The sequence below is a fragment of the Actinokineospora bangkokensis genome, assembly GCF_001940455.1.
Lineage (GTDB): Bacteria > Actinomycetota > Actinomycetes > Mycobacteriales > Pseudonocardiaceae > Actinokineospora > Actinokineospora bangkokensis.
This window is the reverse complement of the sequence record NZ_MKQR01000028.1, coordinates 782,677-804,127: the sequence shown is the minus strand read 5'-3', so window position 1 is coordinate 804,127 and position 21,451 is coordinate 782,677. Positions and strand designations below refer to the sequence as shown.

Annotated in this window: 19 protein-coding genes, 2 tRNA genes and 1 other RNA gene; 7 read left to right on the top strand and 15 right to left on the bottom strand. The window is 72.3% G+C overall.

Annotated features, from left to right (window positions below):
• Nucleotides 1–180: 180 nt before the first annotated feature.
• Nucleotides 181–554, bottom strand: a transfer-messenger RNA (tmRNA) gene (ssrA, locus tag BJP25_RS30705).
• Between the two features lie 149 nt (nt 555–703).
• On the opposite strand from ssrA, the gene BJP25_RS30700 reads away from it, so the two are divergent.
• Genes BJP25_RS30700 through BJP25_RS30690 form a run of 3 tightly spaced genes read left to right on the top strand, consistent with a single transcriptional unit; the run spans nt 704 to nt 3,079 of the window.
• Nucleotides 704–1,318, top strand: a complete 615-nt coding sequence (locus BJP25_RS30700) for a sensor domain-containing protein (protein WP_075978453.1) — start codon at nt 704–706, stop codon at nt 1,316–1,318.
• The gene (locus BJP25_RS30695) at nt 1,315–2,421 is read left to right on the top strand and encodes a sensor histidine kinase (RefSeq protein WP_075978452.1); all 1,107 of its coding nucleotides are present in this window, start codon (nt 1,315–1,317) and stop codon (nt 2,419–2,421) included. Before BJP25_RS30700 ends, BJP25_RS30695 begins: the two co-directional genes overlap by 4 nt.
• Before the next feature lie 13 nt (nt 2,422–2,434).
• Nucleotides 2,435–3,079 (top strand): response regulator transcription factor, encoded by a 645-nt coding sequence (locus BJP25_RS30690; protein ID WP_075978568.1) that lies wholly within the window; start codon nt 2,435–2,437, stop codon nt 3,077–3,079.
• 43 nt (nt 3,080–3,122) lie between these two features.
• Here the strand turns inward: BJP25_RS30690 and lon are convergent, their stop codons facing one another.
• Nucleotides 3,123–5,483, bottom strand: a complete 2,361-nt coding sequence (gene lon / locus BJP25_RS30685) for an endopeptidase La (RefSeq protein WP_075978451.1) — start codon at nt 5,481–5,483, stop codon at nt 3,123–3,125.
• Nucleotides 5,484–6,012: 529 nt separating this feature from the next.
• Here lon and BJP25_RS30675 point away from each other — a divergent pair.
• A complete protein-coding gene (locus BJP25_RS30675; RefSeq protein WP_075978449.1) occupies nt 6,013–6,252 on the top strand; it encodes a hypothetical protein in 240 nt (79 codons plus the stop codon).
• Nucleotides 6,253–6,292: 40 nt separating this feature from the next.
• On the opposite strand, the gene BJP25_RS30670 is transcribed toward BJP25_RS30675, so the two are convergent.
• The 8 genes from BJP25_RS30670 to BJP25_RS36405 form a co-directional block, all read right to left on the bottom strand.
• Nucleotides 6,293–6,595, bottom strand: coding sequence for a hypothetical protein (locus tag BJP25_RS30670; RefSeq protein WP_075978448.1), 303 nt, complete (start codon nt 6,593–6,595; stop codon nt 6,293–6,295).
• 185 nt (nt 6,596–6,780) lie between these two features.
• A complete protein-coding gene (locus tag BJP25_RS30665) occupies nt 6,781–7,662 on the bottom strand; it encodes an amidohydrolase family protein (RefSeq protein WP_075978447.1) in 882 nt (293 codons plus the stop codon).
• Nucleotides 7,662–8,138: an SsrA-binding protein SmpB gene (smpB, locus tag BJP25_RS30660; RefSeq protein WP_075978446.1), complete on the bottom strand. Its 477-nt coding sequence runs from the start codon at nt 8,136–8,138 to the stop codon at nt 7,662–7,664. Before smpB ends, BJP25_RS30665 begins: the two co-directional genes overlap by 1 nt.
• A 31-nt stretch (nt 8,139–8,169) precedes the next feature.
• Nucleotides 8,170–9,072, bottom strand: a complete 903-nt coding sequence (ftsX, locus tag BJP25_RS30655; RefSeq protein ID WP_075978445.1) for a permease-like cell division protein FtsX — start codon at nt 9,070–9,072, stop codon at nt 8,170–8,172.
• A gap of 43 nt (nt 9,073–9,115) precedes the next feature.
• The gene (gene ftsE / locus BJP25_RS30650) at nt 9,116–9,805 is read right to left on the bottom strand and encodes a cell division ATP-binding protein FtsE (RefSeq protein ID WP_075978444.1); all 690 of its coding nucleotides are present in this window, start codon (nt 9,803–9,805) and stop codon (nt 9,116–9,118) included.
• Between the two features lie 140 nt (nt 9,806–9,945).
• Nucleotides 9,946–11,043 carry a peptide chain release factor 2 gene (prfB, locus tag BJP25_RS30645; protein ID WP_075978443.1) on the bottom strand — a complete coding sequence of 366 codons (1,098 nt, stop codon included), beginning with the start codon at nt 11,041–11,043 and terminating at the stop codon, nt 9,946–9,948.
• A 75-nt stretch (nt 11,044–11,118) separates the two neighbouring features.
• Nucleotides 11,119–11,619 carry a PadR family transcriptional regulator gene (locus BJP25_RS30640; RefSeq protein ID WP_075978567.1) on the bottom strand — a complete coding sequence of 167 codons (501 nt, stop codon included), beginning with the start codon at nt 11,617–11,619 and terminating at the stop codon, nt 11,119–11,121.
• A 497-nt stretch (nt 11,620–12,116) separates the two neighbouring features.
• Nucleotides 12,117–12,671, bottom strand: a complete 555-nt coding sequence (locus tag BJP25_RS36405) for a DUF2087 domain-containing protein (protein WP_075978442.1) — start codon at nt 12,669–12,671, stop codon at nt 12,117–12,119.
• A 96-nt stretch (nt 12,672–12,767) separates the two neighbouring features.
• Between BJP25_RS36405 and BJP25_RS30630 the strand changes: the two genes are divergently transcribed.
• Nucleotides 12,768–13,280: an NADPH-dependent FMN reductase gene (locus tag BJP25_RS30630; protein ID WP_075978441.1), complete on the top strand. Its 513-nt coding sequence runs from the start codon at nt 12,768–12,770 to the stop codon at nt 13,278–13,280.
• A 57-nt stretch (nt 13,281–13,337) separates the two neighbouring features.
• Here BJP25_RS30630 and BJP25_RS30625 read toward each other — a convergent pair.
• The 3 genes from BJP25_RS30625 to BJP25_RS30615 form a co-directional block, all read right to left on the bottom strand.
• Nucleotides 13,338–13,411, bottom strand: a tRNA-Met gene (locus tag BJP25_RS30625).
• A gap of 552 nt (nt 13,412–13,963) precedes the next feature.
• A tRNA-Met gene (locus tag BJP25_RS30620) sits at nt 13,964–14,037 on the bottom strand.
• A 49-nt stretch (nt 14,038–14,086) separates the two neighbouring features.
• Nucleotides 14,087–17,089 carry a UPF0182 family protein gene (locus tag BJP25_RS30615; RefSeq protein ID WP_075978440.1) on the bottom strand — a complete coding sequence of 1,001 codons (3,003 nt, stop codon included), beginning with the start codon at nt 17,087–17,089 and terminating at the stop codon, nt 14,087–14,089.
• 167 nt (nt 17,090–17,256) lie between these two features.
• Here BJP25_RS30615 and BJP25_RS30610 point away from each other — a divergent pair, with 167 nt between their 5' ends.
• Nucleotides 17,257–17,772 (top strand): PPA1309 family protein, encoded by a 516-nt coding sequence (locus tag BJP25_RS30610; protein ID WP_075978439.1) that lies wholly within the window; start codon nt 17,257–17,259, stop codon nt 17,770–17,772.
• Between the two features lie 506 nt (nt 17,773–18,278).
• On the opposite strand, the gene BJP25_RS30605 is transcribed toward BJP25_RS30610, so the two are convergent.
• Nucleotides 18,279–19,364 carry a YlbL family protein gene (locus tag BJP25_RS30605; RefSeq protein ID WP_075978438.1) on the bottom strand — a complete coding sequence of 362 codons (1,086 nt, stop codon included), beginning with the start codon at nt 19,362–19,364 and terminating at the stop codon, nt 18,279–18,281.
• 79 nt (nt 19,365–19,443) lie between these two features.
• Here BJP25_RS30605 and BJP25_RS30600 point away from each other — a divergent pair, with 79 nt between their 5' ends.
• Entirely contained in the window at nt 19,444–20,793 is a 1,350-nt protein-coding gene (locus tag BJP25_RS30600; protein WP_075978437.1) for a zinc-dependent metalloprotease, read from the top strand.
• A gap of 107 nt (nt 20,794–20,900) precedes the next feature.
• Here BJP25_RS30600 and BJP25_RS30595 read toward each other — a convergent pair whose 3' ends face one another.
• Nucleotides 20,901–21,407: a M48 metallopeptidase family protein gene (locus BJP25_RS30595; protein WP_075978566.1), complete on the bottom strand. Its 507-nt coding sequence runs from the start codon at nt 21,405–21,407 to the stop codon at nt 20,901–20,903.
• Between the last annotated feature and the right edge of the window lie 44 nt (nt 21,408–21,451).

Sequence of the window (21,451 nt, the reverse complement as noted above, 5' to 3'; positions counted from 1 at the left end):
CCCCCGCTGATCCCCCACAACTCCCCCGGGGCGCGCAGCGCCCCCGCTGGTTCCCCCACAACTCCCCCCGCCCGCCAACCGAAGGAGCAAGCACCGTGGGGGTGTGGGGGCTCGGCCCCCACGCGAAATGACGAGACCGACCCCGCCCGCGCTTTCCGCGGGCAAGGGTCGGCCTCGGTCTCGTGGAGGTGCCGGGAATCGAACCCGGGTCCTCTGTCGCTTCACCAGGACTTCTCCGTGCGCAGTTCGCATTGCCTCTACTCGGCCCCACCGGTCACGCGAACAAGCCGGTGTGACGGGCCCAGCCACTGTGAGCTTCCCGAGCAGTCCCCGTGGCCGGGGCTGTCGGTGAGCCTCCTAGCTGATGCCGGCGACCGGGTCGGAGGCGACCCCGGGCCGACAGACTCACACTCGCTTAGGCAGCGAGGGCGAAGTCAGCGCGACTGTTAGTCTTGGCGCTTATTGGTTTGCGGGCGACGCTTGAGGTGGTCAATCCCGCCTGCACCTGCACGCTTCTCCTGAATCCACGTCCAAAGTCGAAACCGTTCACCCCCGTGTGGGTTGACGAGCCTTGCACCTCCCATACTACCGCGCCGCGGCCAGACCTTCATCCCCGTATCCCCAGGGGGTAGGGCTGGCCCCACCCCGGATCGGCCGGGCGGCACCATCGTGGGGGCGGGGGTGGGGCGGACAGGGTTGGGGCATGACTTCTTCTGCTGCTCCGCGGCCCTCGGTGGCCGGGTCGCTCGGGTTCCTGGTGATGAACCTGGCGGTGGGGATCGCCGGGTTCGTGGGGTTGGTGGTGCTGACCGCGGTGGGGTTGGGCACCGCGGTGATCTGGGTGGGGGTGCCCGTGCTGGTGCTGGCGGTGCTCTGCTCGCGGGGTGGGGCCCGGCTGGAGCGGGCGCGGATCTACGCGATGCTCGACGCGGACATCCCGGCGCCCTACCCGCGGTTGCCGGAGGAGAAGCGGTTCAGGGCGAGGTTCAAGGACGTCAACACCTACCGGGACGCGCTGTACTTCCTGCTCATGCTGCCGGTGGGGATCTTCGAGTTCGTGGTGGTCGTGGTGCTCTGGTCCGTCGGGTTGGGCCTGCTGGCGCTGCCGGTCTACTACCGTTGGCTGCCTGGGGGCGTCTACCGGGGGTTCGACTGGGGCCATCCGCAGTTCGTGGTCGCGTCGGCGGTGGACGCCCTGCCGTTCGCGCTGGTGGGGGTGGTGCTCGTGGCGGTGGCCGTGCTGGTGACCCGCGGGTTGGGTGCGGCGCACGTGCGGTTCGCGCGGGCGCTGCTCGGGCCTGCGCGGGACGAGTCGTGACCCGCTACCCGCACCCGGTCAGGGCCGTCCTGTACCTGCTGGGGCTGTTCCCGCTGGCGCTGGCCGGGTTCATCCTGACCGTGGTGCTGTGGGCGCTCGGGGCGACCGTGATCATCTGGGTCGGGCTGCTGTTCCTGGCCGCCGCGGCGGTGGTCACCAGGGCGTTCGGCAACGCGTTCCGGTGGTGGGCGAGCACCCTGGCCGACGCCGACCTGCCCCCGCGCGCCGTGCTGCCCGGGCCGGGGAACCTGCTGCGGCAGTGGCGGGAGCTGCTGACCGACCGGCGGACCTGGCGCGACCTGGGGTTCGTGCTGCTGACCTTCCCGCTGTCGTGCGTGCTGTTCGCGCTGGGGATCGCGAGCGTGCCGCTGGTGCCGGTGGCGCTGTGGGTGGCGCCGCGGGTGGCGTGGCTGCACGCCCGGTTCGCCGGGGCGATGCTCGGGGCCGACCGGGTGGCCGAGCAGGCCGCGCGGGCCGACCGGTTGCAGGCCTCGCGGGCCCGCGGGGTGGACGCGGCGGAGGCCGAGCGGCGGCGTATCGAGCGCGACCTGCACGACGGCGCGCAGCAGCGGCTGGTGGCCGTGGCGATGGGGCTGGGCCGGGCCAAGGGCAAGTTCGACGACGACCCGGACGCCGCGCGCGCTCTGGTCGAGGAGGCGCACGCCGACGCCAAGCTGGCCGTGGCCGAGCTGCGCGACCTGGCCAGGGGCATCTACCCGGCGGTGCTGGGCGACCGGGGCCTGGACGCGGCGCTGTCGTCGCTGGCGGCCCGCTCGCCGGTGCCGGTGGCGGTGGAGGTGGTGGTGGACCCGCGCCCGCCCGCGGCCGTGGAGAGCACCGCGTACTTCATCGTCGGGGAGTCGCTGACCAACATCGCCAAGCACGCCGGGGCCACCCGGGTCGGCGTGCGGGTATGGCGGGAGGAGTCCGGGGTGGTCGTGGTCGAGGTGGTCGACAACGGGGTGGGCGGCGCCGAGGTGCGCGCGGGCGGCGGCCTGGCCGGGTTGGCCGACCGGGCGGCGACGATCGACGGGGTGATGACCGTGGTGAGCCCGGTGGGCGGGCCCACCGTGGTCCGCGCCGACCTGCCCTGCGCGTGGTGACAGCATGGCCGCCATGCGCGTCGTGATCGCCGAGGACTCCGTGCTGCTGCGCGAGGGCGTGACCCGCCTGCTCGCCGACGAGGGCATCGAGGTGGTGGCCGCGCTGGAGGACGGCGCCGGGCTGACGGCCTCGGTCGTCGAGCACCGCCCCGACCTGGCCATCGTCGACGTGCGGATGCCGCCGACGTTCACCGACGAGGGCCTGCGCGCGGCGCTCGCGGCCCGGGCCGCGGTGCCGGGGCTGCCGGTGCTGGTGCTGTCGCAGTACGTGGAGGAGCGCTACGCCGTGGAGCTGCTGGCGGGCGGCACCGGCGGGGTGGGCTACCTGCTCAAGGAGCGGGTGGCGGACGTGGCCGACTTCGTCGACGCCGTGCGGCGGGTGGCGGCCGGGGGCACCAGCATCGACCAGGAGGTGATCGCGCAGTTGATGGCCCGCGGGAGGCGCAACCCGGTCGACGCGCTGACGCCGCGCGAGCGCGAGGTGCTGGGGCTGATGGCCCAGGGGCTGTCGAACACCGCCATCGCCCGCTCGCTGACGGTGTCCGACGGCGCCGTGGAGAAGCACGTCGGCAACATCTTCGCCAAGCTGAACCTGGAGCCCAGCAGCGAGGAGCACCGCCGGGTGCGGGCGGTGCTCACGTTCCTGGAGGAGAAGTGAGCGGCGGGGTGGCGCCCTGCTGGGCACCACCCCGCCGCTCGGGTCAGGCCGCGAGGGCCTGCGCGTCCACCTTCTCCAGCGCCAGCTCCAGCACCTCTCGCACGTCGCTGACGGTGTGGACGGTCAGCTCCGCGCGCACCGGCTCCGGCACGTCGTCGAGGTCGGGCTCGTTGCGGTGCGGGATGAGCACCGTGGTGATGCCCGCGCGGTGGGCGGCGAGCAGCTTCTGCTTCACCCCGCCGATCGGCAGCACGCGGCCGGTCAGCGACACCTCCCCGGTCATCGCGACGTCCGAGCGCACCGGGCGGCCGGACAGCAGCGAGGCCAGCGCGGTGGTCATCGTGACGCCCGCGCTCGGCCCGTCCTTGGGCACCGCGCCCGCGGGGACGTGGACGTGCACGCCCCGGTCGGCCAGCGCGTCGACCGGCAGGGACAGCTCCGCGCCGTGCGAGCGCAGGTAGGACAGCGCGATCTGGGCGGACTCCTTCATCACCTCGCCGAGCTGCCCGGTCAGCACCACGCCCGCCGAGCCGGTGCCCGCCTCGGCCAGCGACGCCTCGACGAACAGCACGTCGCCGCCGGTGCCGGTGACCGCGAGCCCGGTGGCCACGCCGGGCACGGCCGTGCGCTCGGCCGACTCCGGGGTGTGCCGGGGGCGGCCCAGGTACTCGCGCAGCTCGGCCGCGCCGACCCGGACCGGGAGCCGCGCCGAGCCGACGGCCAGCTTGGCCGCCACCTTGCGCAGCACCCTGGCGATGCCCCGCTCCAGCTGCCGCACGCCCGCCTCGCGGGTGTACTCGCCCGCCAGCAGGCGCAGCGCCTCCCGGTCCACCTCGACCTCGTCGGCGGCCAGGCCCGCCCGGTCGAGCTGGCGCGGCAGCAGGTGCTCGGCGGCGATGGTGACCTTCTCGTCCTCGGTGTAGCCGTCGAGCTGCACCAGCTCCATGCGGTCGAGCAGCGGCGCGGGGATGGCCTCGACGACGTTGGCCGTGGCCAGGAACACCACGTCCGACAGGTCGAGCTCGACCTCGAGGTAGTGGTCGCGGAAGGTGTGGTTCTGCGCCGGGTCCAGCACCTCCAGCAGGGCGGCGGTGGGGTCGCCCCGGTAGTCGCTGCCCACCTTGTCGACCTCGTCGAGCAGCACGACCGGGTTCATCGTCCCGGCCTCCTTGATGGCGCGGACGATCCGGCCGGGCAGCGCGCCGACGTAGGTGCGCCGGTGCCCGCGGATCTCGGCCTCGTCGCGCACGCCGCCGAGGGCCACCCGGACGAACTCGCGGCCCATCGCGCGGGCCACGGACTCGCCCAGCGAGGTCTTGCCGACCCCGGGCGGGCCCGCGAGGGCGAGCACGGCGCCGGAGCGCCTGCCGCCGACGACGCCGAGCCCGCGCTCGTCGCGCCGCTTGCGCACGGCCAGGTACTCGACGATGCGGTCCTTGACGTCGTCGAGGCCCGCGTGGTCGGCGTCGAGCACGGCCCGGGCGCCGGGGATGTCGTAGGCGTCCTCGGTGCGCCGGTCCCAGGGCAGGTCCAGCACGGTGTCCAGCCAGGTGCGGATCCAGCCCACCTCGGGGGACTGCTCCGCGGTGCGCTCCAGCTTGTCGACCTCGGCCAGGGCGGCCGCGCGCACCTTCTCGGGCAGCTCGGCGGCCTCGACCCTGGCGCGGTAGTCCTGCTCCTCGGAGGCGGGCTTGCCCTCGATCTCGGCCAGCTCCTTGCGGATGGCCGCGAGCTGCTGGCGCAGCAGGAACTCGCGCTGCTGCTTCTCCACGCCCTCGCGGACGTCCTTGCGGATGGTCTCCTGCACGTCGAGCTCGGCCAGGTGCTCCCGGCCCCACTCCAGCAGCTTGGTCAGCCGCTCGGCGACGTCGGTGGTCTCCAGCAGCCACGCCTTCTGCTCGTCGGTGACGTAGCTGGCGTAGCCTGCGAGGTCGGCCAGCGCGGCCGGGTCGTCCACGGCGGCGACGCTGTCGACGACCTGCCAGGCGCCGCGCTGCTGCAGGATCGTGGTGACGAGCTTCTTGTACTCGCTGGCCAGCTCCGGCACGCGGTCGTCGACGACCTCGTCCACGGTCTCGACCTGCACCCACAGGGCGGCGCCGGGGCCGGTGGTGCCCGCGCCGATGCGGACCCGGCCGGTGCTGCGGACCACCGCGGCCAGCTGCCCGCCGGGCAGCCTGCCGACCTGCTCGACGACGGCGAGCGCGCCGACGCGGGCGTAGCGGCCCTCCAGCCGGGGGACGAGCACGACGCGGGCGGGTTCGCCGTGGGTGCGGGCGGCGTCGACGGCGGCGCGGGCCTCGTTGGCGCCGCCCTCGCCCGCCAGCGGGATGGGCACGACCATGCCGGGCAGCAGGACCGTGTCGTCCAGCGGGAGCACCGGCAACGTCAGAGCCTCGGTCATGGCTTCACACTCCAGAAGTTGAGTCTGACTAGCTCAACCTCCCTGAGCCCCCCGCTGTTCCCCCGGGCTGTTCGCCGTGAGCGAGCGGGGGATCGGCCTCCCGCGCGCGGGTGACCGGCGCATCCCACAACCCCGCGGTGGCGTTGTCGATTCCGGGGTCGCTGACGACGGGGTCGAGCCGGAGGAGGTCGGGGTGGGCGGTGACCACGGCGTCGCGCGAGCGGGGATCACGCATTCGGCGGCTTCCGGTGCCGGACGGTGTCATCGGCCGCCGTCACCCCCGCCGCGCGCGGGGTGCGGTGAATGGCAGGCGCACGCTTTACACCTCCGAAACCCCGGCGGAGATGAGCAATCGGTACATCGCCGTAGCAGACGAGGAATGCCGACGAGGCGTCGATGGGGCAGGCATCAGCCGGCCGGTCGATATATAAACGGGTGTCCGTCTGGTGGACTGGGCGGTGCAGAGGTCGGATCGGGTGCGCCCGGGGGCGGGGTCGCCCCCGGGGCGGAGAGCGAGGACGCGGGTCGCATGACCGAGAGCAGAGACGACGCCCAACCGGGCTTCCACCGGATGACGACCAACCTCTCGGCCGCCACCAAGGCCGCCCTGGACGAGGTCGCCGACCGCGAGCAGGTGAACCAGACCGAGGCGCTGCGCAGGCTGGTCGCCTACGGCCAGCTGCTGTACCGCACGACCAAGGTCGACGGCGCGGAGGTGCTGATCCGCCACCCCGGCGACGCGACGCTCGAGCGCATCGTCGTCATCTGAGGCCACCGCATCCGGGGCCACCGCATCCGAGGCCACCGCGTCACCCGGTGCGGTGCCTGCCGCCGCGGTGGCGGCGCGGCGCGGGCCCGCACAGCGCCATGGCGGCGGCCGTCGCGGTGGCGAGCAGGGCGGCCGCCAGCGCGAGCGGGGAGCCGGTGACGGCGGTGAACACCACGGCGCCGATGCCGGAGAGCAGCACGGCCGGGGCCGCGGCGGCCCGGGGCGGCGCGGCGGGCACGACCACCCGCCGCTGGAGGGCGGTCGCGGGCGCGCGCCCGGCGCGGGCGGGCTCGTGCAGGGTGATCCGGACCCGCGGTGGCGTCGTTCCCGGTTCAGCGGTCATGGCACCGAGCTTCGCACTCACCTGATGCATCGCCAATGCGACCGAGATGCATCGATTATGAGCGGCCGGAATCTGCGGCGAACGGCGACCGCGTTACCGCTCGTCGCGGACTTGAGCCCCTTTCAGCGCTCCCACCCATTCGTGTCGGCCATTCACTCGAAAGTGGCGAGAATGGCCGCGCGCGATCACAGCCCGAGCAATCGGGCGCCGTTGTCGTGCAGCACCGCGCGCAGGAAGCCGGGCCCCAGCGCCGGGTGCTCTGCCCAGCCGCGGATCGCCTCGACCTGCTCGGCGTACGGGTACGGGATCGAGGGGAAGTCGGTGCCCAGCACCACCCGGTCCGGCGCCCCGGCCAACCGCCGCTCCCAGTCCGGCGGCAGGGGCGCGATCCGGGTGGCGAACCCGACGCCGACCATCGTGGTGTCCACGTGCACCCGCGGGAACCGGTCCACCAGGTCCAGCGCGGCGGAGATCTCCGGCATCCCCGCGTGCGCCAGCACCGCCGTCAGCCGCGGATGGCGCTCCAGCACCTCGGCGAACACCGCCATGCCGGTGTGGTCGCCGCGCAGCGGGCCGTGCCCGCAGTGCACCACCACCGGGACGCCCGCCTCGGCCAGCAGCCCCCAGGCGCCCTCCAGCAGCGGGTCGCGCGGGTCGTAGGCGCCCACCTGCACGTGCGCCTTCACGCACCGGGCACCCGCCCGCAGCGCGGCGTCGAGGTAGTCGGCCACCCCCGGCTCGGGGAACAGCGTCGCCGTCGGCACCGCCTCGGGCACCCCCGCGCTGAACTCCGCCACCCAGGAGTTGAGCCACCGCGCCATCCCCGGCTTGTGCGGGTAGACCAGCGGGGCGTAGGCGACCACGCCGAACGAGCGCAGCAGCGCCACCCGCTCCTCGGCGGGCAGCCGGTAGTGCACCGGCCACTCCGTGCCGTAGTTGCGGGTGGCGTCGTCGAAGTAGGCCCAGACCTTGCGCTGCACCGCGTCGGGGAGGAAGTGCACGTGCACGTCGACCAGGCCGGGCAGGCCCAGCTCGGCCACCCACCCGGCCAGCTCCCCGTCGCGCATCAGCGCATGCCCTTGGCCCTGCGCCCCACCGTCCGCGCGATCTCCCGGTCGGCGTCGCGCTTGGCCAGGTCCTGCCGCTTGTCGTAGGACTTCTTGCCCTTCGCCAGCGCCAGCTCCACCTTCACCCGGCCGTCCTTGAAGTACAGCGACAGCGGCACCAGGGTCAGGCTGCTCTCCTTGATCTTGCCGATCAGGCGCAGGATCTCGCCCTTGTGCAGCAGCAGCTTGCGGGTCCGCCGCGGCTCGTGGTTGGTCCAGGTGCCCTGCGTGTACTCCGGGATGTGCAGGTTGCGCAGGTAGACCTCGCCGTCGTCGACCGTGGCGAAGGCGTCCACCAGCGAGGCCCGGCCCTCGCGCAGGCTCTTGACCTCGGTGCCGACCAGGACCATCCCGGCCTCGTAGGTGTCCACCACGGTGTAGTCGTGCCGAGCCTTCCGGTTCGACGCGATCACCTTGTTGCCGCGCTCCTTGACCATGGCACGAACTCTACGCAGACCCGCCAGCCGGTTACGTGCGCACGTAGAGCCGCAGGGTGACGTACCCGGTGACACCGGAGATCCCCAGCGCCACGAGCAGCAGCCACGGCGACACCAGCAGGATGTCCAGCCCGTCGACCGAGCGCACCACGCCCGAGTTGATCGAGTCCGACAGCACGTCGTCGAGGAAGACGACCTTGCCGCCGACGAGCAACCCGATCGCCACCAGCGCGCCGACCAGGCCCGTGACCATCGCTTCGAGGAGGAAGGGCAGCTGGGTGTACCAGCGCGTCGCGCCCACCAACCGCATGATCCCGACCTCCGTGCGCCGGGTGAACGCCGACAGCTGCACGGTGTTGGAGATCAGCAGCAGCGCCGCGATCGCCATCACCAGCGCCACCGAGAAGGTCAGGTTGCGCAGGCCGTTGAGGACGTTGAAGAACCGGTCCAGGAACTCGCTCTGGTCGGTGATGGCGTCCACGCCCGGCTTGCCCGCGTAGCCCTGGGTGATCACCTCGGGCCGGTCGGGGTCCTTGAGCTTGACCCGGAACGAGGCGGGCAGCGCCTCCGGCCTGGTCAGCTTCACCAGCTCCGGCTGCGCGGCGAAGATCTCCTTGAACCGCTCGTAGGCCTGGTCCCGGTTCTCGAAGGTCACCGTCTCCACCGCGGGGTCGTTCTCCAGCTGCCCGCGCAGCGACCGGCACGGGTCGTTGGCGCAGTCCTTGTCGGTGGAGGAGACGTCCTTGGTCAGGTAGACGCTGACCTCGACCTTGTCCTGGTAGAGCGACTGGGTCTTGTCGATCATGCGCACGACCAGCAGTCCGCCGCCGAGCATGGCGAGCGAGATGGCGGTGGTGATGATCATCGCGATGGTCATCGTGATGTTGCGGCGAAGACCGGTCAGGACCTCGCTGAACACGAAGCTGGCGCGCATCGGGGTTCGGTTCCTCGGGGGTGCTCGGGGTGTGGGGGTGCAGTCAGCGGCCGACGCCGTAGACGCCGCGGGCGTCGTCGCGCACCACGCGGCCGAGGTCGAGCTCGACGACCCGGCGGCGCATGGAGTCCACGATGGAGTGGTCGTGGGTGGCCATCAGCACCGTGGTGCCGGTGCGGTTGATCCGCTCCAGCAGCAGCATGATGTCCTGGCTGGTGTCCGGGTCGAGGTTCCCGGTGGGCTCGTCGGCGAGCAGCATCAGCGGCCGGTTGACGAACGCGCGCGCGATGGCCACGCGCTGCTGCTCGCCGCCGGAGAGCTCGTTGGGCATGCGCTCGGCCTTGCCCTCCAGGCCGACCAGCTCCAGCACCTCGGGCACCACCTTGCGGATGGTGTGCCGGGGCTTGCCGATGACCTCCAGGGCGAAGGCGACGTTCTCGGCGACGGTCTTGTTCGCCAGCAGCCGGAAGTCCTGGAACACGCAGCCGATCGACTGGCGCAGCCGCGGCACCCGGCGCCGGGCCATGCGGGCGACGTCGAAGTTGGCCACGTACACCCGGCCCTTGCTGGGGACCTCCTCGCGCAGCAGCAGCCGCAGGAAGGTCGACTTGCCCGAGCCGGACGGGCCGATCAGGAAGACGAACTCACCCTTGTCCACCTCCACGGAGACGTTCTCCAGGGCGGGCCGGGTGGAGGTCTTGTAGACCTTGGAAACCTGTTCGAGCCGGATCACGGTGGGCGATTCTACCTTCGTCCGTTATCGAGACGTTGCCTCGCCCCCGGGCCGAACCCGCTGGTCACCGACGGTAGTCGGGAGCGTGTCCCATCGGGCCGGGGACGGCACCGGGCGGGACGCGGTGGTGATCACGCGGCCTAGGAGGTGCGGCGCCAGCGGATGCCCGCGTCGAGGAAGCCGTCGATGTCGCCGTCGAGCACCGCCGACGGGTTGCCCATCTCGAACTCGGTGCGCAGGTCCTTGACCATCTGGTACGGGTGCAGCACGTAGGAGCGCATCTGGTTGCCCCAGGAGCCCGACGAGCTGTCCTTGAGCGCGTCCATCCTGGCCTGCTCCTCCTGCCTGCGCCGCTCCAGCAGCTTGGCCTGCAGCACGTTCATCGCCGAGGCCTTGTTCTGCAGCTGCGAGCGCTCGTTCTGGCAGGAGACGACGATGCCGGTGGGCAGGTGGGTGATGCGCACCGCCGAGTCGGTGGTGTTGACGCCCTGCCCGCCGGGGCCCGAGGAGCGGTAGACGTCGACCCGCAGGTCCTTCTCGTCGATCTCGATGTGGTCGGTCGTCTCGACCACCGGCACCACCTCGACCGCGGCGAACGAGGTCTGGCGGCGGCCCTGGTTGTCGAACGGCGAGATCCGCACGAGCCGGTGGGTGCCCTGCTCGACCGAGAGGGTGCCGTAGGCGTAGGGGGCGGAGACCTTGAAGGTGGCGGACTTGATGCCCGCCTCCTCCGCGTAGGAGGTGTCGTAGACCTCGGTGGGGTAGCCGTGGCGCTCCGACCAGCGCAGGTACATGCGCATGAGCATCTCGGCGAAGTCCGCGGCGTCGACGCCCCCGGCCTCGGCGCGGATGGAGACCAGCGCGTCGCGCGGGTCGTACTCGCCGGAGAGCAGGGTGCGCGACTCCAGCCCGGAGACGTCGGCGCGCAGCTTCGCCCGCTCGGCGTCGGCCTCGGCCAGCGAGTCGGCGTCGCCGCCCTCCTCGGCCAGCTCGTAGAGCACCGGCAGGTCGTCCAGCCGCGAGCGCAGGTCCTCCACCCGGCGCAGCTCGCCCTGGCGGTGCGACAGCGCCGAGGTCACCTTCTGCGCGGCCTCGGGGTCGTCCCACAGGTCCGGGGCCGCCGCCTGCTGCTCCAGGTCGGCGATCTCGGCGCGCAGGCTGTCGAGGTCCATGACGGCCTCGACGCTGGCGAGGGTGACGGAGAGTTCCTTGAGGTCAGCGGCGACGTCCGGGTTCACGTCCGGGAAGGGTACGCGGACGCGGGCGCCGCCGCTGCGGCGGTGTGCCCCAGGCCCGGGGACCGGGCCCCGGGGTCAGGCCTTGGGGATGGAGTCCAGCAGCTTGAGCACGGCCTTGGCCCTGGCCACGCCGAACTCGGCGATCGCCTTGGCGTAGGGGTCCTCGGCGGCCTTCACCGCGGCCCTGGCCGCCTCGTGCTCGCCGTTGTACACGGCCTTGGCCGAGTCGATCAGCGCGGTGCGCTGCTTGGCGGTCAGCGTCGAGGCGTGCACCAGGCGCAGGATCAGCGGGCTGCGCAGGTGGTCGGGGCCCGGCTCACCGGCCAGCCAGGCCTTGAAGGCCTTCTTGCCCGCCGCGGTGATGACGTACTGCTGGCTCGACCGCGGACCCTGCTTGCCCAGCCGGACGAGGCCGTCCTCGGCGAGCGCGGGCAGCTCCCGGTAGACCTGGCTGCGCGTGACGCTGAAGAAGGAGCCGAAGCGCTCGCGCGCGGCAGCCACGAGCTGGCCGCCGGTCTGCGGGCCCTCGTGCAGCAGTCCGAGGAGTGCGGCTGCGGTTGCGTTCAGTTCAGACACCACCCCACGGTCCCACGACGGCGCCGAGCTGTCCACAGTGGCCTTGTCCCCTAGTCCACAGTGGCTGATCGCGCCCCGGCGCCCGACCCCCGCGCGGGTACCACCGAACAGCCCAACTCGACCGCCCCATCCGGAGCAGGCGGCGACGGTCCCACGTGGACGGCACGCCGCGACGTGCGCCGAAGGAGTGGATCTCCGTACGCCGCACCACCTGATCAGAGCAATCCCGGTGATCACCCCGTAGCCGGCCGAATCCCGCCGGGCAGACCCCGGATGTGGCCCAGATCACTCATCCCGGGCACGCCCCACCCGCCCCCTGCCAGCGATTATTCCCCCTCGATCCGGTCGGCGGAACACCCGACCGGTCACCACCCGTCCCGTCCCGGCCGGGCCAGGGAGGGCCGCCCTGTCCTGCCCGCGTACCGCCGATCGGCCGCCGTCGCACCGGCACACGCGAGCGGCCCACCCGTCCCACGTGGACCGTTCGGCCCATCTGTCTACTCGGGACCTGGGTGGTCGACGTCCACCCAGGCGCCGGAGCGCCAGTAGGCGGTGGTGTCGCGGGTGAGCAGGTTGTGGTCGACGAGGTACCGGCGGAGGGTGGCGTGGTCGGTGGGGGTGCCCGCGGTCCAGGCGCGCAGGAGGGCGTTGACCTCCTTCTCGGAGTAGCGGACACCGGGGGTGAAGGTCTGGGCGACGTGCTCCAGGACGGTGCGGCGCTTGCCCGCGTGGGCGGGGAAGCCGGTGAGCCTGCCGTCCTGGACGAAGGTGCGGACGACGGCCTCGGTCGCGGGGTCGGCGTAGCCGTGGTCCTCGACCGGGCGGGGGGCCGCGGCGGCGCGAGCGGCGGCCTTGATGGCCTCGACGCGGACGGCGCAGCCGTCGAGGAGGCCGCCGTCCTGCAGCTTGCCGAGCGCCTTCGCGGCGGCGGCCGGGGCCAGGCCGGTGGCGGCGGCGACCGCGGCCAGGTCCCGGGCGCCGAGCGCGGCGGCGGCGAAGACGGCGAGGCGGTCGGGTTCGGCGAGCAGGCGGGCGACGTCGGCGGCTTCCACGGTCGGGCAGCGTAGCGGCTTGACCTCCACGAAGCTCGAGGTTTTAGCGTCGGTGGCGCCCCCGCCGGAGGGGCACCCCCGCCGAGAGGAACCCCCGTGCCCCAGCGCCCCGCACTCGCCGTGATCACCGCCAGCACCCGCGACGGGCGCTTCGGCCCCGTCGTGGCCGACTGGTTCAGCGCCCGCGCTGAGGAGCACGGCGCCTTCGCCGTGCGCCGGGTCGACCTCGCCGACCCCGCACTCGACTTCCCGGCCGCGGTCGACTCCGCCGACGCCTTCGCCGTGGTGACCCCGGAGTACAACCACGGCTACCCCGGGCCGTTGAAGGAGGCCGTGGACAGCGTGCACACCGGCTGGATAGCCAAGCCGGTCGGGTTTGTCTCCTACGGCGGCCTCTCCGGCGGGCTCCGCGCCGTCGAGCAGCTCCGGGTCGTCTTCGCCGAGCTGCACGCGGTGACCGTCCGCGACACGGTGAGCTTCCACGGCGCCCACGTCCAGTTCCGGGAGGGCCGCGCCCAGGACGCCGACCCGGCGGCGAAGAAGCTGCTGACCACGCTGCACTGGTGGGCGTCCGCGCTGGTGCCCGTCCGCGGGTCCTACCCCGCTTGACGGCGGGCCGGGAAAAGCGCGAGAGGCCGGTCCTGGTGGACCGGCCTCTCGGCGTTGTAGCGGGGACAGGATTTGAACCTGCGACCTCTGGGTTATGAGCCCAGCGAGCTACCGAGCTGCTCCACCCCGCGTCGGTAGTTACTACAGTACACGGGCGCGAAACCTGGTTTTCACGGGGGGTGGGTTGGACCGTTTCCGCTGGTGGGGTGCTTGCTGGGGTCATTCCGCCTCGCCTTCGGCGTCGGCGTTGGTAGAGCCCGGTCGTTCGTTGGCCGGCTCGATGCGGTGGTCCTGTTTGGCCGGGGCCCCTGCGGCGATCATGTGCTCGGGGTGGGGAAAAGGTGAGGCCTGCGGCCCCACCCCCCGCCGTGGGTAGCACATGATCGCCTCCCCCAGCCAAACAAGACCACCGCATCGAGCAGGGGCATAGCCGGGCCGCCTACTGCGTAGGTGGTGGCGTCGTGGGCAGAGCAAGAAGTGGTTGCGGGGCCGACGCGGACCGACCTCGCGCAGCCGAGTCCCAGACACACCAACCAGGGTTCCGTCCCCACTCCCCTCCCCCACCTACGGAGGGGGGTCCGGGGGCAGCGCCCCCGGGGCGGGGCGTGGGGGCTCCGCCCCCACACAACAGGCGAAAGGGCCCCCGTCTGCGCTTTCGGCAGACAGGGGCCCTCCGGCCTCTGTAGCGGGGACAGGATTTGAACCTGCGACCTCTGGGTTATGAGCCCAGCGAGCTACCGAGCTGCTCCACCCCGCGTCGGTAAGAACTACCTTACACGGGGGTTCGCGGGGTCATGCGCGGGGGGTCATCCTCCGGCTGTGGGGGTGGGGGACGGGGTGGTTCCGGGGCTGGACGGGGGTGTCGAGGTGCCCGCCTTGGCCTTGGCCGCGTCGTAGGCCTTGGCCGCGGCGTCGAGTTCGGCGAGGGCCTTGCCCTGTTCGGTGAAGTCGCCGTTGCGCTGGGCCGTGCGGAGGTGTTCGAGGGCGGCGTTGAGGGCTTGGACGGCGGTGTCCATCTCGGAGGTGGAGCCGCCGGTGCCGCCCGGGGGTGCCGTGGTGGAGGTGGGGGGCGGGGTGGTGGTGGAGGTCGGGGGCGTGGTGGTGGGGGCGGTGCCGCCGGGTTGGGTGGCGGGTTGGCCCGCGCCCGCGCCGAAGACCTTCTCCAGGGCGGCGTTGATGGTGGCCTCGAAGCCGACCTTGTTGCCGAAGGAGACCAGGACCCTGGCCAGCTGCGGGAAGGCGTTGGCGTCCTTGCGCTGGATGTAGATCGGTTCGACGTAGAGCATGCCGCCCGCGACCGGGAGGGTGAGCAGGTTGCCGAACCGGGGGGAGACGCTGGGGTTGTTGATCAGCGTGCGGTTGGCGGCCACCTCGTCGGTGGTCTGGAAGCGGTTCTGCACCTGGCCGGGGCCCTCCACCTGGGAGTCGGTGGGCAAGCGCAGCACGCGGATCTTGCCGTAGTCGGCCGGGTCGGAGGAGACCGAGACCCACGAGGCGAGGAACTGCCTGCTGAGCAGGGTCAGCGCCGAGGTGATCTGGAAGGTCGCGCGGTCCTGGCCGGGGCTCTGCGCCAGCACGTAGTACGGCGGTTGCTTGGCGTCGGTGCCGCCCGCGGTCTGGCCGGTGGCGCCGTCCTCGGTGGGGTCGGTGGGCACGTTCCAGAAGCTCTTCTGCGAGAAGAACTCGTTGGCGTCGGTGACGTGGTACTTCGACAGCAGCTCGCGCTGGACCTTGAACAGGTCCTCCGGGTAGCGGAAGTGCGAGCGCAGCTCGTCGGAGATCTCCGAGGACGGCTTGACCGTGCCGGGGAACACGCCCTCCCAGGCCTTGAGCACCGGGTCCTGGTCGTCGATGGAGTACAGCGTCACCGTGCCGTCGTAGGCGTCCACGGTGGCCTTCACCGAGTTGCGGATGTAGCTGATCGTGCGGTCCTCCTGGCGCACCACGCCGCCGAGGGTGTCGGTGGTGGCCTCGCCGAGGGGGGTGCGCTGGGCGTAGGGGTAGTTCTCCAGCGTGGTGTAGCCGTCGATGATCCAGACGATCTTGCCGCCGACCACCGCCGGGTACGGGTCGCCGTCCACGGTCAACCACGGCGCCACCGCCGACACCCGGTCCCGGGGGTTGCGGTTGTAGAGGATCTTGGCGCCGTCACCGATCTGCGAGGAGAACAGGATGTTGCGCTCGGTGTAGTTGGCCGCGAAGACCAGCCGGTTGAACAGGCCGTCGATGGGCACGCCGCCCGCGCCGGTGTAGGCGTAGGTGGTGCTGGGGGTGTCGTACTCCATCGGGGTGTCGCCGTTGCGGCCGCCCGCGATGGCGTAGTCGTCGGTGGCCAGCTCGCCGTAGTAGATGCGCGGCTGCTGGACGTTGAACGGGCCGGGCTCACCGAGCTCGCCGACCTTGAACACCGGGTAGCCGCCCTGGTCGGTGGAGTCCTGGATGGCCGAGTTCACCGTGTTCGCGGGCGCGGCGACGAAGCCGTTGCCGTGGGTGAACACCATGTGCCGGTTGATCCAGCCGCCCTGGGTCTCGGTCAGCCCCGAGGTCTTGATCTCGCGCGCGGCGACGATGTAGTCCTGGGTCTTGCCGTCGATGTTGTAGCGGTCGATGTCGAGCTTCTCGGGGAAGCCGTAGAAGTTCTCCCGGCCCTCGCGCTGGGTGAAGGTCGGGGCGAGGATGTTCGGGTCGAGCAGGCGGGCGTTGGAGATGGTGTTGGTGCTCGCCGGGTCGGACAGGATCTGGCTGGTCTGCACCGAGCTGACGCCCGGGTAGTCCTGGGTCTCGACCTTGTCGTCGGTCAGCCCGAACGCCTGCTTGGTGGCGGCGATGTTGCGCTGGATCGAGGTCGCTTCCTTGGCGTTCTCGTTCGGCCGGACCGAGAACTGCTGCACGACCTGCGGCCAAGCGGCGCCGACGAGCACCCCGGACAGGATGAGCAGCGCGGTGGCGATGGCGGGCAGCTGGAGGTTGCGCAGGAAGGCGCCCGCGAAGAAGGCCACCGCGCAGAACGCCGCGATGAACATCAGGATGAGCTTGGCGGGCAGCACGGCCTTGAGGTCGGTGTAGGTGGCCCCGGAGAACAGCGAGTTGCTGTCGGAGAACATCAGCTCGTAGCGCTCGAAGAAGTAGTCCACCGCGTAGACCAGCACGAACACGCCCGCGGTGATCGACAGCTGCATGCGCGCCGACGAGGCCAGCTGCCCGCCCTTGCCCGCCAGCCGGATGCCGCCGAAGACGTAGTGGGTGATCAGCGCGCCGAAGAAGGCGACCGCGACCGCGACGAACAGCCAGTTGATCACCCAGGTGGCGAACGGCAGGGTGAAGGCGAAGAAGCCGATGTCCAACCCGAACTCCGGGTCGGTGGTGCCGAAGCTGGTGCCGTTGACGAACAGCTGCCACTTCTGCCACTCCGACTGCGCCGCCGACCCCGCGATGAGGGCGACGAGCACCGGGATGCCGATGCCGAACAGCTTCACCCGCGCCACGATCGTCGAGCGGTAGCGGGCCAGCGGGTCGTCCGCGCCGGACACCGGGACGAACACCGGCCGGGAGCGGTAGGCCACCCACAGGCTGACCGCCAGCAACCCGCCGACGAGCAGCCCGACGGCGAGGAACAGCCCGATCCTGGTCAGCAGGACGGTGCTGAACACCGACCGGAACCCGACCTCCCCGAACCACAACCAGTCGACGTAGGTGCCCAGCAGCCGGGAGCCGACCAGCAGGAGCAGGACGATCGCCGCGGCGACCACGAGCAGGACGCGGCTGCGGCGGGAGAGCTTCGGCAGGCCGATCGGGGGCCGAGTGGCCACGGGGCACGCTCCAGAGTCGCTTGCATCGGAACATCCGGACCGGTCGCGGACCGCTCCTGATCCCTCAACTCTATTAGGACCGGTTCAGGTTCCCGTGAGGGTGCCCGAATTGCGCGGATCGGATCCGCCGGATCGGGTGACCTGCGCCGGGGTGGGAGGATGGGCCCGTGACGCGCACCGCCCCCGAGCTCTCCGCCGCCGCCCGCGAGGTCGAGGAGTACGTGGCCGCGGGGGGCTGGGACCAGCCCCCGCAGCTGTTCGCCCTGGTCCCCACCGAGCACCTGCTCGCCGAGCAGCCCGACCTCGCCGACCGCCTCGACCCCGCCACCACCCTGACCCCGGTCGCCCAGGACGCCCTGGAGGGCGACCTCGCCGCCGCCCTGGCCGGGATCATGTGGCCGCCCGCGGTCGCGGGCTGCGCCCTCGTCCAGGAGATCGTCATGCTCCCCCCGGACGCCGAGGCGGAGCTGCCCGACACCGGCGACGACGCGATGGGGCGGGTGGCGGCCCAGCACCCGCAGGCCCGCGAGGCCCGCCTCGTGGCGGCGGTGAGCCGGGAGGGGGCCACCGCCTGCGTGCTGCGGCTGCGGACGGTGGCCGAGGGGGAGTTGGACGAGGTCGTGGAGCACCCGTCACTGGCGCAGAACTTGACGGCGGCGCTGATGGACACGTTCCGGGAGTGACTTCCGGGGCCGCATCGACCTGCGGTCGATTCCGGGGGTTTGTCGCGGGCTCGATGCGGTGATCTCGTTCGGGCGGGGCCCCTGCGGCGATCATGAGCTGAGAGAGCGGGAAAAGCTGGGGCCAAAAGAGCCCCGCTCAACCCGGACAGGGTAGCTCATGATCGCCTACCCCACCCAAACAAGATCACCGCATCGAGCAGCCCCGTAGCCGGGCTGCCTGCTGCGTAGGTGGTTGCGCCGTGGGCGAAGAAGGAGAAGCGGGAAGGCGCGGTGTCTGGCGGCGTGAGCTGGTCGGCCGAGTTGTCCACAGCCCTTTCGCGGGGGTCGAGTTTCGTCGCTCCCCGCCGGTAGCGTTAAAAACAGGGGTCCCCTTGCCCGGGGTACCTCAGCGTCAGCGTGGGTCGTGGTTGTGCGAGAAGGTGAGCACCCGTCGAAGCCGAGGACGGGCGGCAGGGCCTGCCCAACCGGGCCTGCCACGGGGAGCCCCGAAGGCCGGCAGCCCCGGGTCAGCAGCCCTGGGTGGGGCGGCCTGCCTTGAGGTTGTCGAGCTGCTCGACGGCGTCGGAGAGGGTGTTGACCTTGATGAGCTGGAGGCCCTCGGGGACGTTGGCCTTGGCCTCGTCGCAGTTGGCGGCGGGGACGAGGAAGGTGGTGACACCGGCTTCCCTGGCGCCGACCATCTTGAAGGGGATGCCGCCGATGGGACCGACGGTGCCCTCCTCGTCGATCTCGCCGGTGCCCGCGATGACGTGGCCGGAGGCGAGGTCGCCGGGGGTCAGGCGGTCGACGATGGCCAGGGAGAACATCAGGCCCGCGGAGGGGCCGCCGACGTTCTGCAGGCTGATGGAGGTGGTGAAGTCGACGTCGGGGCGTTCGCCCGCGCCCAGGCCGAGGAAGCCCTCGGTGCGGGCCTCGGCGCCGAAGTCGGTGGCGTTGCCGAGGGTGATGGTGGCGGTCTTCTCCACACCGTCGTGGCGGTAGGCGACGGGGACGGGCTGGCCGGGCTTGGTGCCGGACAGGGCCGCGCGGACGTCGGCGGCCGCCGAGATGGGCTTGCCGTTGACCTGCACCAGCTCGTCGCCGGGGGCGAGGACCTTGTCGGCGGGGGCGCCCGCGGTGATCTGGGCGGCGATGACCTTCACCGGGTACTTGAGGTACTTCAGGGCCGCGACCTGGGCGTTGCTCTGCGAGTCCTGGAACAGCTTGGTGTTCTGCTGGTCGATCTGCTCCTCGGTCTCCCCCGGGCGGAAGTACTCCTCGCGGGGGGCCAGGGCGTAGCGGCCGCTGACCCACAGGCCCAGCGCGCCGAACAGGGTGATCTCGTCGTTGACCGACACCGTCACCATGCGCAGCTGCCCGGAGGTCGGGTAGGTCTCCTCGCCCTGCACCGACACGATCTGCTTGCCGCCCGCCTGGCCCAGGGTGTCGTAGGTGGGGCCGGGGCCCAGCGACACGTACGGCACCGGGACGAACAGGCCGACGAGCAGGAACGCCGCGGTGAGCACGACGCCGACCGCCACCGTCCAACCCCGGCGGGTGAGCCCGCGGTCCTGGGTGGGCGGGGTCGCGGGAGCTTCGGTGGAGGTGCTCACAGCGCCTTAGCGTACGTGCGTTCGCCAGGGGCGGATCACCGGACAGCGCGTGGCGCGCCCGGCCGCGTACCGTGGACGCATGAGCGAGTTCAAGTTCGGCTTCACCCCGCCGGACCCCGACGACCGGGACGAAGGCGGTAACCCCAAGCCCGGCGGGCAGGAGAACCCGTTCGACGGGTTCGGCCAGCTCGGGCAGATGCTCAGCCAGCTGGGGCAGATGCTCAGCCAGGCGGGGCAGGGCGGTGGCGGGCCGGTCAACTACGACCTGGCCAAGCAGATCGCCGTGCAGAAGCTGTCCGGGCAGGTCGGCTTCGTCGCCCCCTCCGAGGCCACCAAGGCCGTCACCGACGCGGTGCACCTGGCCGAGATGTGGCTGGACCCGGTGACCACGCTGCCCGCGGGCGCCACCAGCGCCAAGGCCTGGACCGCGCGCGACTGGGTCGAGCACACCCTGCCGACCTGGCAGCGGCTGTGCGACCCGGTGGCGCGGCGGATGTCCGGCGCCTGGGTCGACGCGCTGCCCGCCGAGGCCAAGGCGCAGGCCGGGCCGCTGCTGGCGATGGTCGGGCAGATGGGCGGCATGGCCTTCGGCTCGCAGCTGGGGCAGGCGCTGGCCCAGCTCGCCGCGGAGGTGCTGACCTCCACCGACATCGGGCTGCCGCTGGGGCCCGCGGGCACCGCGGCGCTGCTGCCCGCCAACGTCGAGGTGTTCACCAAGGGCCTGGAGCGCCCGGCCAGCGAGGTCATGGTGTTCCTGGGCGCCCGCGAGGCCGCCCACCAGCGGCTGTTCACCGGGGTGCCGTGGTTGCGCCAGCGGCTGCTGGGCGCGGTGGAGGAGTTCGCCTCCGGCATCAAGGTCGACACCGCCGCGCTGGAGCAGCTGGCGACCCAGGTCGACCCCTCGAACCCGCAGAGCATCGAGGAGGCCATGCGCTCGGGGGTGCTGGAGCCGGAGACGACCCCGGAGCAGAAGCACGCCCTGGCCCGGCTGGAGACGCTGCTGGCCCTGGTGGAGGGCTGGGTGGACGTCGTCGTCGGCGAGGCCGTGGGCGACCGGCTGCCCGGTGCCGACGCGCTGCGGGAGACCCTGCGGCGGCGGCGCGCCTCCGGCGGCCCCGCCGAGCAGACCTTCGCGACCCTGGTGGGCCTGGAGCTGCGCCCGCGCAAGCTGCGCGCGGCGGCGGCGCTGTGGCGCATGGTCACCGACCAGCACGGCATCGAGGTCCGCGACAACCTGTGGTCGCACCCGGACCTGATGCCCACCTCCGACGACCTCGACGAGCCGGTCGACTTCGTGCGCAGGCTCAGCGCGCCCGCCGAGCTCGACGACGACCCGATCGCGCAGCTCAACCGCACCGAGCAGTCCCCCGAGGCCAAGCGCGCCGAGCAGGACGGGCGCGAGCAGGGCGGCGAGCCCGCGGACGGCTGACCCGCGACCGCGCCCCGGACTCGCTCACCGGCGCGGCAGGACGGGCGGAAGGCCCCGGTCCAGGTGGACCGGGGCCTTCCGCGTGCTCGCCCGTGCCGCGCGGGCGCTCACTCGACGGCGATGCCCCAGCCCGCGGCCGCCGACAGGCCCTCCAGGAAGCCCATGGCCCGGTCGGTCCTGGGGTAGGCGTGCACCAGCTCCCAGAAGTCGTCGCCGTGCCCGGGCACGAGCAGGTGGGCCAGCTCGTGCACGAGCACGTAGTCCAGCACCCAGGGCGGCACCTGCTTGAGCTGCTCGCTCACCCGGATGGTGCGGTCGATGGGGGTGCAGGAGGCCCACCGCGTCCGCATCGGCGGCACCCAGCGCACCGCGGCGGGCTCGCAGCGGCCGCCGAGGTAGCGGTCGTTGAGCTCGGCGCAGCGCGCGAGGAGCTTGGCGTCGGAGGTGCGGTTGGGCCCGCGCCTGCGGGTCTCGGTGCGCAGCAGCCTGCGCTCCATCTCCTCGACCCAGTGGGCCTCTTCCTTCTTGGAGAGCCGGGCGGGGATCAGGACGATGAGGGTGTTCCCCTCGCGGTACGCGGTGACGGTGCGGGTTCGGCGCTTGCTCCGGCGCACCTCGACTTCAGCCACGGCACAACGGTAAGGCCACCGACCGACAA

Bases quoted from the DNA above. Each gene is read 5' to 3' on its own strand.
- BJP25_RS30700 (WP_075978453.1), top strand. From the start codon at position 704: ATGACTTCTTCTGCTGCTCCGCGGCCCTCGGTGGCCGGGTCGCTCGGG.
- BJP25_RS30690 (WP_075978568.1), top strand. From the start codon at position 2,435: ATGCGCGTCGTGATCGCCGAGGACTCCGTGCTGCTGCGCGAGGGCGTG.
- lon (WP_075978451.1), bottom strand. From the start codon at position 5,483: ATGACCGAGGCTCTGACGTTGCCGGTGCTCCCGCTGGACGACACGGTC.
- BJP25_RS30675 (WP_075978449.1), top strand. From the start codon at position 6,013: ATGACCGAGAGCAGAGACGACGCCCAACCGGGCTTCCACCGGATGACG.
- BJP25_RS30670 (WP_075978448.1), bottom strand. From the start codon at position 6,595: ATGACCGCTGAACCGGGAACGACGCCACCGCGGGTCCGGATCACCCTG.
- BJP25_RS30665 (WP_075978447.1), bottom strand. From the start codon at position 7,662: ATGCGCGACGGGGAGCTGGCCGGGTGGGTGGCCGAGCTGGGCCTGCCC.
- smpB (WP_075978446.1), bottom strand. From the start codon at position 8,138: ATGGTCAAGGAGCGCGGCAACAAGGTGATCGCGTCGAACCGGAAGGCT.
- ftsX (WP_075978445.1), bottom strand. From the start codon at position 9,072: ATGCGCGCCAGCTTCGTGTTCAGCGAGGTCCTGACCGGTCTTCGCCGC.
- BJP25_RS30600 (WP_075978437.1), top strand. From the start codon at position 19,444: ATGAGCGAGTTCAAGTTCGGCTTCACCCCGCCGGACCCCGACGACCGG.